The organism is Agrobacterium sp. InxBP2 (assembly GCF_026191755.1).
GTDB lineage: Bacteria > Pseudomonadota > Alphaproteobacteria > Rhizobiales > Rhizobiaceae > Agrobacterium > Agrobacterium pusense.
Genome location: NZ_JAINDY010000034.1, coordinates 469,160 through 477,876 on the forward strand (window position 1 = coordinate 469,160; position 8,717 = coordinate 477,876).

An 8,717-nucleotide genomic window follows, 5' to 3' on the forward strand; every position below is an offset into this window, starting at 1 on the left:
AATCCATTACGGCAGGATGAGGGATCCCCTCAGACTGCCTTCTTCCGCTGCATTTTACGACATCCCTCTTTTTTCCAGGACCCATCATGCCGTTCTCAATCAGCCCTGCCCACATCTGGCCCGTCCTGATGCTCATCGCCTCCAATGTTTTCATGACCTTCGCCTGGTACGGCCACCTCAAGCACAAGGGCAGCGCGCTCTTTCTGGCGATTGTCGCCAGCTGGGGCATCGCCTTTTTCGAGTATGTGCTCGCCGTTCCCGCGAACCGCATCGGTTCGGAGGTTTACTCCACCGCACAGCTCAAGACCATTCAGGAGGTCATCACGCTCGCGGTCTTCGCGCTGTTTTCGATCTTCTGGCTGAAGGAAAGCATCACCATCAACCACGTCATCGGCTTTGCGCTGATCGCTTTCGGTGCTTCCTTCATTTTCCGGTCCTGAATAGGAAGAGACCCGCGCTTTGCCTGCCCAGAACCATCGCAACGGACAAGAGGTGATGTATCGATGAAAATACGGCCTGCAAGACTTGACGATGCAAAGGGAATGGCAGCGGTTCAAAACGAGATATTCGCGGCCGGCCTTCGAAAAGCGCCGACGGACGTCGCGGCGGTGCTGGAGAATTACATCCAGCACGCCGACCGTATCGAGTGTTCGGTCGCGGAGGATGAAGACGGGCATATCCTGGGCTTCCAGTCGCTGCGTTATGCACGGGCGGACAATCCCTATGGCGTGGTGGAAGGGTGGGGCATCATCGGCACCCATGTCAGTCCGCAGGCGGCGCGAAGAGGCGTTGGATCCGCCCTCTTCGCCGCGACGCGCAGGGCGGCGGAGGCGCGGGGCCTCAAGAATATCGACGCCAGCATCGGCGCGGACAATGCGCTCGGGCAGAGTTATTATGATGCCATGGGCTTCATGACCTACCGCCAGCCGGAAGGGTTGGTCTGCAAGGTTTACCGACTGGACTAGATGCGGCGTGCCGCTGCCGGTCGGGTATTGCTCTGATGGTCAGCTGCGATTGTCGTTTTCGGAATATTGCAGGCGGGCCTTGCAGATGCGGACGTGGTTTTCGTCGGCCCATTGGACCAGCAATTGCATTGGTACCAGAAACGAGCGGCCAAGACCTGTCAGCTCATACTCCACGCGCGGCGGCACCTCGGCATAAAGCGTGCGCCGGATGAATCCATCCTCCTCCAGCCGCTTCAGCGTACGGGACAACATCTGCTTGGAAATGTCGTCAATCCTGCGGTTCAACTCGTTGAAGCGCAGCACGCCGCCCTGCAGCGCTTCGAGAACCAGAAGGCTCCATTGGTCTCCGATGCGGTCCAGCACATCCCGAATGGGGCAGGGCTGCTCGAAGTCGAAGATTTCTTTCGTCTGCGTATCCGACATTTCGATTACCCCATATCCTTGCAGGTCATCGCCATGTGACCAGATCACCGGCTGCTGACTTCTTGCGGCCGGGGACGCGATACCATAGCCCTTTCTTTCGGTCTATTATTTAGACCAACGACAGTAGCAACAAAAGGAAGAAGTCATGGCTAAAATCGCGCTCATCGGTGCTTCCGGCAATGCCGGGTCCCGTATTCTCAAGGAACTTTCCGACCGGGGGCATCATGTTACGGCCATTGCCCGCAGCCCCGAAAAGATTGCCACCCTGCCGAACGTCGTTGCAAAGAAAGGCGATGTCTTCGATCAAACCGGACTTTCAAAACTGCTTGCAGGTCACGATGCCGTGATCAGTTCGGTGCATTTCACGGCGAGCGACCCGGTGACGCTGATCGAGGCCGTGCGTGCCTCCGGCGTTCCACGCTACCTCGTGGTTGGTGGCGCCGGCAGTCTTGAAATCGCGCCCGGTCAGCGTGTCGTCGACCTGCCGGATTTTCCTGCCGCTTACAAGGCCGAGGCCACCAAGGGTGCGGAGTTTCTTGATTTGCTGAAACAGGAAAAGCAGCTCGACTGGACCTTCCTTTCGCCTTCCGCCGAGTTCGTGCCGGGTGAAAGAACGGGCAAATTCCGCATCGGCAAGGACAATCTTCTGAGCAATGAAGAGGGTAGCCGCATTTCCTTCGAAGACTACGCGATTGCGCTTGTCGATGAAATCGAGAAGCCGCAGCATTCCCGCCAGCGCTTCACCGTCGGTTATTGAGAGGTATCACCCATGAATGTCATGACACGTCGTCTCGCCATCGCCGCTCTCGCTCTTGCGCCCGCATTGACAGCCGTTCCGGTGCTGGCCGAAACCGCCGGGCGGGATTTCGCCCGGGAAGAGGCCAATCGCAAGCTGGTGATCGAGTTTTACGATACCGTCTTCAACAAGCACGAAGTGGAAAAGGGTGCTGCCGTTATTGTCGACAGCTACAAGCAGCACAATCCCATGGTGCCGGATGGCAAGAAACCGTTCGTGGATTACTTCACCGGCCACTTCAAGGAAAACCCGCAGTCCAAGGCGCGGATCGTGAGAAGCGCCACGGATGGCGACCTTGTCTATCTGCATATTCATTCAACAGAAAAGGACGGAGACCGGGGCAGGGCCATCGTCGATATTTTTCGGGTGACCGATGGCAAGATCACCGAGCATTGGGATGTAATCCAGCCCGTGCCGGAGACGGCGGCGAACAACAATACGATGTTCTGAGGCGACGAACTTTTGAGGCAGGCGGGCACGCCGGGATCGTGCCCGCTTGCCGGAACGGGTAAACTTCAGGCCAGAAGATCGTAAGTACGGAAAATCCAGGCGATCTGGTAAATCAGCGCAAAGATGACGAGAAACCGATGGAAACGGCGGTTCTCGATGAAGATCGCCAGCGTGAACAAAATGACGTAGATGGCGGTGCGTATAAGGTATTCCGGACCAAGTGAGGCGAGATAGTCCTGGCCTTTCAGCAAAGTATCCCCGACATCGGTGACGAAAAGCGCTGCCAGAAAGGCGAAGAACCAGCTTTTGCGGGAAAGGAAATAATCCTCATATCCCTTGTACTCCTTCATCTCCGTGGGAAAGAGCAGAACGCACAGGAAATAAAACAGCGAGCAGAACAGGATCAGGAAAAGGAACGCGCCGAAGCCCAGTACATGGCCTGTGGCAGAAAGCCGGTGCTCCCACCACCAGAAATGCACCAGCATCAGAAACAGGAACGCCACCCAGCCGATGTGCAGGGGATAAATCCGTTCTTTTTTGGGATGCTGCACGAAACCTGCAAGGCCGGTCAGCAATCGGGCGAGGCTGAGGCCGACCACCATGCCCATGACCGCGCGGATGTGCGAATAGGCTTCTGCGGCGTTGACGGCGGCCTCCATCGCTCCTACTCCGCCGGAGGAATGGGCGTCGGTTGCCCGTTTTCGTCCATCGCCACCATGATGAAGGTGCCGGCGGTTACCTTTTCCAGCTTGTCGTAACGCGACCGCTGCGCCCAGGCCTCTACCGTCAGCGTGATGGAGGTGCGGCCGACGCGGGCAATATCGGTATAGATGGACAGCGTGTCGCCGATCTTCACCGGCAGTTCAAAGGCCATTTCCTTGACTGCCGCCGTGACCACGCGACAGCGAGAGCGTTCCGCCGCACGAATGCCGCTCGCCAAGTCCATCTGTGACATGACCCAGCCCCCGAAAATATCGCCGGCCGGATTGGCGTCGGCCGGCATGGCGAGCGTTCTGAGCGTCAGCTCGCCGGTCGGTTTGATGGTCTGGTCGGTCATGTTGAGATGTGCTCCGTGCGAATGACAAAGGCGCAGCATGCGATGCGCTTTGTGATTTCGCAAGGAATGGCAAGCGTCAGGACGACGCTTTGCCCAGAAATTGCTGCGTTGCGTAAAGGGCGATGGCCGCCGCGTTCGACACGTTGAGCGATTTGATCGCTCCCGGCATATCGAGACGGGCGAGCGCCGAGACGGTCTCGCGGGTCTTCTGGCGCAGGCCCTTGCCTTCGGCGCCCAGCACCAGTGCGATTTTTTCGCCGCTGAAGGTCCGTTCAATCGGGGCGGGGCCCTCCGAATCGAGGCCGACCGAGAAGAAGCCGAGCTTGTGCAGTTCACCCAGCGCATCGGCGAGATTGGTGATCTGGATATAGGGGATGAGTTCCAGCGCGCCTGAGGCGGATTTCGCCAGCACACCCGATTCGGTCGGGCTATGGCGCATCGTGGTGATGACGGCGCCCGCATTGAAGGCGACTGCCGAGCGCATGATGGCGCCAACATTATGCGGATCGGTGACCTGATCGAGCACGAGAATGAGTGGGCTATCCTTCAGCGCGCCCAGCCGCTTGACCGGCAGCGGCCGGGTCTCCAGCATCACGCCCTGATGGATCGCCTCAGGCCCCAAAACCCTGTCGATATCCTGCGGGGATACTATCTCGACCGGGAAGGGCTGCGCCTCCGCCTCGCCGATATCGAGACGTGCAAAGGCATTCTGGGTAACCGAAAGCTTGACGATCTGCCGCTCCGGATTGGCAAGGGCTGCGCGTACGGTATGCAGGCCGTAAAGGTGCACCTGGTCGGGCGCAAGTTGCGGCGGCTTCCAATCGTCGGCGCCGCGGTTCCGGCGCTTCGACTGCTGCGGGGTCGGAATTTCACCGCGCTCGCGCTTCGCGTCGCGCACGGCACGACGCAGGTTGGCGTAATGTGTGTCGCGGGTGGATTTGTTGTTGGGATCGTCTTTGCTCATGGCGCCTTATATCTCCGGCGCGTGCCGCGCACCAGCCCCCGTGATAATCCACAGGGCTGCAAAGGGGATTGAATTTTTTCCCGAAAATTCGTGAAAGGGCGTGTTGACAGAAACGAACGAGGCCGTCATATACGCGCCACAGACGACGCAACGGCGCTTCGCCGCAGCGAAATCTGAAGAGCTTGGTCGCTTGATCCTCGCAGATAACTGGAGGGATGCCCGAGTGGTTAAAGGGGACGGACTGTAAATCCGTTGGCTACGCCTACGTTGGTTCAAATCCAACTCCCTCCACCATTCTGCACGGATCGAAATCGCCACCGCGGGTATAGCTCAATGGTAGAGCAGCAGCCTTCCAAGCTGAATACGCGGGTTCGATTCCCGCTACCCGCTCCAGCTTCCTCCCAGTAAATCACCTTATCGCTGCGCGACGTGTTTCGCGTCCTCGGGTATTTGTGCCGTGAGCATTCAGCCGATGCGGTGATGGGCTCTAATTTATCCTATACGCCATGAATGCCGCGCCCCCAGTCACACTCAGTAAGGCGAACGGCACTGGCTTCTTGTGCCTGCGGGCGCCAGGTAGCTGTTGTCAGTAGGATGATAGGAGGCGTAACGCGCCGCGCACCATTTTACGTGATTTATTTCGGCCTGCGACAGGGCGTATCCGTCAGGCGTGGCTTCTTCCCCGGTTCCCGCGGCAAAGGCGGATGCGGGATAACCGCGCTGGCCGGAATTTTGTGCCTGCGTTTCATAGGCTGGCTGTATGAGGCTCAACGCCTCAGCGGGCATAACAAAAGCAGCAGATAATGCGACGCTAAGAGCGAGCGCGGAGATGGTCTTCGGCATCCTCAACATCGATAAATCCTCATTATTCGTTCGGGATGCTAACGAAAATTTAGGAATTTCGTTCCGATGGAGGCTTGACGCCACACGAAGACGTGATTCTTCGGCTTGATCGGAGAGCGTGGATTCGGAGCGGCCTCATGGGGAATCCGAGGCGCGGAAGGATGGATTTATGCTCGCTCAACCAGACTTTGTATCCATGCCGCACTGCTCGTTGACAAGCGGAAAATCCGGTCAGATAGTCGACCGGCAATCATGCAAACGGGAGTCTTCAATGTTGAACAGGGTTGTCATTCTCTCATCCTTTGCGCTGCTGGCATCGGCGGCGTTTGTCTCCCCCGCTGCCGCACTCACCATGAAGGAGTGCAGCGTAAAATATCAGGCAGCGAAAGCTGACGGGTCCGCCAAGGACATCAAGTGGAACGATTATCGCGCCAAGTTCTGCGGCAGCGAGGCGGCGGCTGAAGATGCGGCCGACGACAAGCAGGTCGCGGCCACAACCGAGAAGGAACCCGAGAAAGCGACGATCAAGGCTCCGAAGGGCGTCGCTTTCCCGAGCGCTGTTGACAAGAAATATTCAAGCGAGACGCCGGCAAAGGCCCGCCTGAAAACCTGTGTCGACTCCTATCACAAGAACAAGAATGACGGTACGCTCGGCGAGCTGAAATGGATCCAGAAGGGCGGCGGCTACTGGAGCCTGTGCAACACGGCGCTGAAGAGCTGAGGCGGGCAGGGGCGGCGGTCGGTTTCCGCCGCCCTCTCCCGAGCCGATATCGCATGAAGAGTTTAGCGCTGGAGGCGAAACCTCTCGCGCTGCGGACTAATGCGTCCTGCTCCGTCCACCGACCCCATTTCGGGCGGGTAAAATATGCGAATAGCCTGTGATTCAGCCTCTTGGTAGACAGGCTGATCCCTGCGGTTTATCCGCATCCAGCAATTCAACGGTTACGGTTGTCGAGCAACGGCCGTCCGGCGATGGGGGCGGATGACCAGACGGTTTCGAAATTATCTCGTAGTTCTGGCCATATCCTTGGCGATGTGGGCTGTGATTCTCGGCATTGTTTACTGGCTGTTTCGATAGCCAGCCCCCGCTTGGGGTGGATTGCAATGATGCACGCGTCCAGCGGCAATGAATCGGGGATATGGCGGCGGTTCCTGGAGCTGCCGCAATTTGGCTTTGCTGGCGTGACCTTATGACGGGGTCAAACCAGGAAGGCCCATCATGAAGAAATCCGTTGCAGCACTCTATCTTGCCGCTCTGTCCCTGCCGGCTGCCTCCAGCGCGCTTGCCGAGGATCTGGTGATTCCGCTTCCCGGGGACACGACGGTTGAAAAAACCGATGCCGTCTATCGGTGCGGCGCCGAGACGGTGGAGGCGGTTTATTACAATGCCGGCGACATCAGTCTTGTTCGGCTGGGTTTGAAGGACGGCGTTATCGTCGCCGCCAATGTTGTTTCAGGCTCCGGAGCAAAATACCAGGGCGGCGCTCGTGTCTGGTGGTCCAAAGGAGACGAAGCCGATCTCTACGATGTGATGGCGGATCCGGACATGAAACAACCGGTTCACTGCGTGGAAGAGAAAAAAACCTGATCGCCATGATATTCATGGAGCGGCGGCAGGGCGGTTTTGAAAACCGTGCCATGCCGCCGGTCAGTGTCAGGCTGCACGCTCAGCCAAGAACAAGCGACGCTACAAGCGCCAGCAGAATGAGAGAACTGGCGACGACGCCAAGCTTCATTCGGCGAAGACGACGGGTACGTCCGCCGCTCCAGTCATAAGCCATTGGGAGCTCTACCTTTCTTTTTATTATTATGACTTATAAGTAGCTCCCTAGGCTTGCCCGTGGCTGACCTCAATTGCCAGAATCCACCGGCGACAAATCACGATTTCCCAATCTTCTCCGGATGTTGCAGCGAAGGCGACAGCTGATTCCCCGCTCGCTCCACCAACGCAAAGGCCGGGTGGTCGGTGAGCTGTCCTCCGTCATGCAAAAGGCCCGGAAAGCGAGGCTTCCGGGCCTTTTGAAAGTGTGTTTCTGCAGGTGGCTCAGCCGAGATAGGCCTGAATGTAGGGCAGGACTTCGAGCGTGCCGTGATACAGCATATTGAGCGCCACGTAGATGATGACCATCAGGCCGAGATAGGAAATCCAGCGGTAGCGGTGCAAAAGCTTGGCGACGAAGTTGGCTGCAAGTCCCATCAGCGCGATCGAGACGATGAGTCCGATGACCAGAACAGTCACATGTTCCTGCGCGGCGCCGGCGACGGCGAGCACATTGTCCAGCGACATGGAGACGTCGGCGATGACGATCTGGGTTGCTGCCTGGAAGAACGTCTTGTGGCCCTTGGTCAGGTCGGCCTCTTCATCCGTCACCTCGTCCTCGATGGAGCCCGAAGCTTCGCGCAGTTCGCTCCACATCTTCCAGCATACCCAGGCGAGCAGCAGGCCGCCAAAGAGTTGCAGGCCGACGATGGCAAGAAGCTGTACGGTGACGGCGGCAAACCCGATGCGGAGAACCGTGGCGGCGATGATGCCGACAAGGATCGCCTTGCGGCGGAGATGCGCGGGAAGACCGGCGGCGGCAAGGCCGATGACGATGGCGTTGTCGCCTGCCAGAACGAGATCGATCGCAATGACCTGTAAGAATGCCGTGAAACCGGCGGCTGTGAAGATTTCCATTGGCTGGTCCTGAAACGGATAGAGAGGCGGCGCGGGGAAAAGCGGCGGTCGAGACATGCATGGCAGCGCGGCAGCGCCCGGTTCCGCTCGCCCGTCTCCCCCCGGCGATGAAGTGTCCTTAAGCCATCGAGCCGCCCCAGGTAAAGAAGTTGTGATGGAAATATCTTAATTAGTGATCGGCTGCGACTGAAAAGGCGGCTCGTCTGTATCTCTGTGTGATGCCACGGCGCGGGTTTGAATGTCGCAAAACATACACCATATACGCCCCACAAGGCACGCTTAGAGCGCGCGCGAAGGCGCTTTCACAATTAAGTCTTGCGCATTCGCTTACAAAGCCTTAAACGGCGACACCAAACCGGTTCGCCGGGGAAACTACTTCACGTTCACAGGAAGCAATTCACATGGCAAAGAGCAAGTTTGAGCGGACGAAGCCGCACGTCAACATTGGCACGATCGGTCACGTTGACCATGGCAAGACGTCGCTGACGGCAGCAATCACGAAGTTCTTCGGCGAGTTCAAGGCGTATGACCAGATCGACGCG

At 58.1% G+C, this 8,717-nt stretch carries 13 protein-coding genes and 2 tRNA genes; 9 read left to right on the plus strand and 6 right to left on the minus strand.

Features of this window, described 5'->3' with window-relative positions; translation table 11 throughout:
• Nucleotides 1-86: 86 nt before the first annotated feature.
• Both K7A42_RS24120 and K7A42_RS24125 read left to right on the plus strand, forming a co-directional pair.
• Nucleotides 87-440 (plus strand): DMT family protein, encoded by a 354-nt coding sequence (locus K7A42_RS24120; RefSeq protein WP_003507620.1) that lies wholly within the window; start codon nt 87-89, stop codon nt 438-440.
• Between the two features lie 102 nt (nt 441-542).
• Nucleotides 543-965: a GNAT family N-acetyltransferase gene (locus K7A42_RS24125; RefSeq protein ID WP_081093407.1), complete on the plus strand. Its 423-nt coding sequence runs from the start codon at nt 543-545 to the stop codon at nt 963-965.
• 39 nt (nt 966-1,004) lie between these two features.
• Here K7A42_RS24125 and K7A42_RS24130 read toward each other — a convergent pair whose 3' ends face one another.
• The gene (locus K7A42_RS24130) at nt 1,005-1,388 is read right to left on the minus strand and encodes a winged helix-turn-helix transcriptional regulator (protein ID WP_004442667.1); all 384 of its coding nucleotides are present in this window, start codon (nt 1,386-1,388) and stop codon (nt 1,005-1,007) included.
• Between the two features lie 145 nt (nt 1,389-1,533).
• Between K7A42_RS24130 and K7A42_RS24135 the strand changes: the two genes are divergently transcribed.
• Nucleotides 1,534-2,145 (plus strand): NAD(P)-dependent oxidoreductase, encoded by a 612-nt coding sequence (locus K7A42_RS24135; protein ID WP_006700354.1) that lies wholly within the window; start codon nt 1,534-1,536, stop codon nt 2,143-2,145.
• 12 nt (nt 2,146-2,157) lie between these two features.
• Nucleotides 2,158-2,634 (plus strand): nuclear transport factor 2 family protein, encoded by a 477-nt coding sequence (locus tag K7A42_RS24140; protein WP_004442663.1) that lies wholly within the window; start codon nt 2,158-2,160, stop codon nt 2,632-2,634.
• Nucleotides 2,635-2,699: 65 nt separating this feature from the next.
• Here K7A42_RS24140 and K7A42_RS24145 read toward each other — a convergent pair whose 3' ends face one another.
• The 3 genes from K7A42_RS24145 to K7A42_RS24155 form a co-directional block, all read right to left on the minus strand.
• The gene (locus K7A42_RS24145; protein ID WP_035209760.1) at nt 2,700-3,293 is read right to left on the minus strand and encodes a hypothetical protein; all 594 of its coding nucleotides are present in this window, start codon (nt 3,291-3,293) and stop codon (nt 2,700-2,702) included.
• A gap of 5 nt (nt 3,294-3,298) precedes the next feature.
• The gene (locus tag K7A42_RS24150) at nt 3,299-3,691 is read right to left on the minus strand and encodes an acyl-CoA thioesterase (protein ID WP_004442658.1); all 393 of its coding nucleotides are present in this window, start codon (nt 3,689-3,691) and stop codon (nt 3,299-3,301) included.
• Between the two features lie 76 nt (nt 3,692-3,767).
• Nucleotides 3,768-4,655, minus strand: a complete 888-nt coding sequence (locus K7A42_RS24155; RefSeq protein ID WP_006700352.1) for a TrmH family RNA methyltransferase — start codon at nt 4,653-4,655, stop codon at nt 3,768-3,770.
• 209 nt (nt 4,656-4,864) lie between these two features.
• Here K7A42_RS24155 and K7A42_RS24160 point away from each other — a divergent pair.
• Together K7A42_RS24160 and K7A42_RS24165 are read left to right on the plus strand one after the other, a co-directional pair.
• A tRNA-Tyr gene (locus K7A42_RS24160) sits at nt 4,865-4,949 on the plus strand.
• Between the two features lie 25 nt (nt 4,950-4,974).
• Nucleotides 4,975-5,048 (plus strand) — tRNA-Gly (locus K7A42_RS24165).
• A 138-nt stretch (nt 5,049-5,186) separates the two neighbouring features.
• Here the strand turns inward: K7A42_RS24165 and K7A42_RS24170 are convergent.
• The gene (locus tag K7A42_RS24170) at nt 5,187-5,507 is read right to left on the minus strand and encodes a BA14K family protein (RefSeq protein ID WP_006700351.1); all 321 of its coding nucleotides are present in this window, start codon (nt 5,505-5,507) and stop codon (nt 5,187-5,189) included.
• 262 nt (nt 5,508-5,769) lie between these two features.
• Here K7A42_RS24170 and K7A42_RS24175 point away from each other — a divergent pair, with 262 nt between their 5' ends.
• Both K7A42_RS24175 and K7A42_RS24180 read left to right on the plus strand, forming a co-directional pair.
• Nucleotides 5,770-6,219 (plus strand): hypothetical protein, encoded by a 450-nt coding sequence (locus tag K7A42_RS24175; protein ID WP_006700350.1) that lies wholly within the window; start codon nt 5,770-5,772, stop codon nt 6,217-6,219.
• Between the two features lie 498 nt (nt 6,220-6,717).
• On the plus strand, nt 6,718-7,086 hold the full coding sequence (locus tag K7A42_RS24180) for an MliC family protein (protein ID WP_004442650.1): 369 nt from the start codon (nt 6,718-6,720) through the stop codon (nt 7,084-7,086).
• Between the two features lie 456 nt (nt 7,087-7,542).
• Here K7A42_RS24180 and K7A42_RS24185 read toward each other — a convergent pair whose 3' ends face one another.
• Nucleotides 7,543-8,175: a TerC family protein gene (locus K7A42_RS24185; RefSeq protein ID WP_004442646.1), complete on the minus strand. Its 633-nt coding sequence runs from the start codon at nt 8,173-8,175 to the stop codon at nt 7,543-7,545.
• 401 nt (nt 8,176-8,576) lie between these two features.
• On the opposite strand from K7A42_RS24185, the gene K7A42_RS24190 reads away from it, so the two are divergent.
• The coding region (locus K7A42_RS24190) for a GTP-binding protein (protein WP_280995027.1) at nt 8,577-8,717 on the plus strand (141 nt) is incomplete at its 3' end.

Bases quoted from the DNA above. Each gene is read 5' to 3' on its own strand.
- K7A42_RS24120 (WP_003507620.1), top strand. From the start codon at position 87: ATGCCGTTCTCAATCAGCCCTGCCCACATCTGGCCCGTCCTGATGCTC.
- K7A42_RS24125 (WP_081093407.1), top strand. From the start codon at position 543: ATGGCAGCGGTTCAAAACGAGATATTCGCGGCCGGCCTTCGAAAAGCG.
- K7A42_RS24130 (WP_004442667.1), bottom strand. From the start codon at position 1,388: ATGTCGGATACGCAGACGAAAGAAATCTTCGACTTCGAGCAGCCCTGC.
- K7A42_RS24135 (WP_006700354.1), top strand. From the start codon at position 1,534: ATGGCTAAAATCGCGCTCATCGGTGCTTCCGGCAATGCCGGGTCCCGT.
- K7A42_RS24140 (WP_004442663.1), top strand. From the start codon at position 2,158: ATGAATGTCATGACACGTCGTCTCGCCATCGCCGCTCTCGCTCTTGCG.
- K7A42_RS24145 (WP_035209760.1), bottom strand. From the start codon at position 3,293: ATGGAGGCCGCCGTCAACGCCGCAGAAGCCTATTCGCACATCCGCGCG.
- K7A42_RS24150 (WP_004442658.1), bottom strand. From the start codon at position 3,691: ATGACCGACCAGACCATCAAACCGACCGGCGAGCTGACGCTCAGAACG.
- K7A42_RS24155 (WP_006700352.1), bottom strand. From the start codon at position 4,655: ATGAGCAAAGACGATCCCAACAACAAATCCACCCGCGACACACATTAC.
- K7A42_RS24170 (WP_006700351.1), bottom strand. From the start codon at position 5,507: ATGTTGAGGATGCCGAAGACCATCTCCGCGCTCGCTCTTAGCGTCGCA.
- K7A42_RS24175 (WP_006700350.1), top strand. From the start codon at position 5,770: ATGTTGAACAGGGTTGTCATTCTCTCATCCTTTGCGCTGCTGGCATCG.
- K7A42_RS24180 (WP_004442650.1), top strand. From the start codon at position 6,718: ATGAAGAAATCCGTTGCAGCACTCTATCTTGCCGCTCTGTCCCTGCCG.
- K7A42_RS24185 (WP_004442646.1), bottom strand. From the start codon at position 8,175: ATGGAAATCTTCACAGCCGCCGGTTTCACGGCATTCTTACAGGTCATT.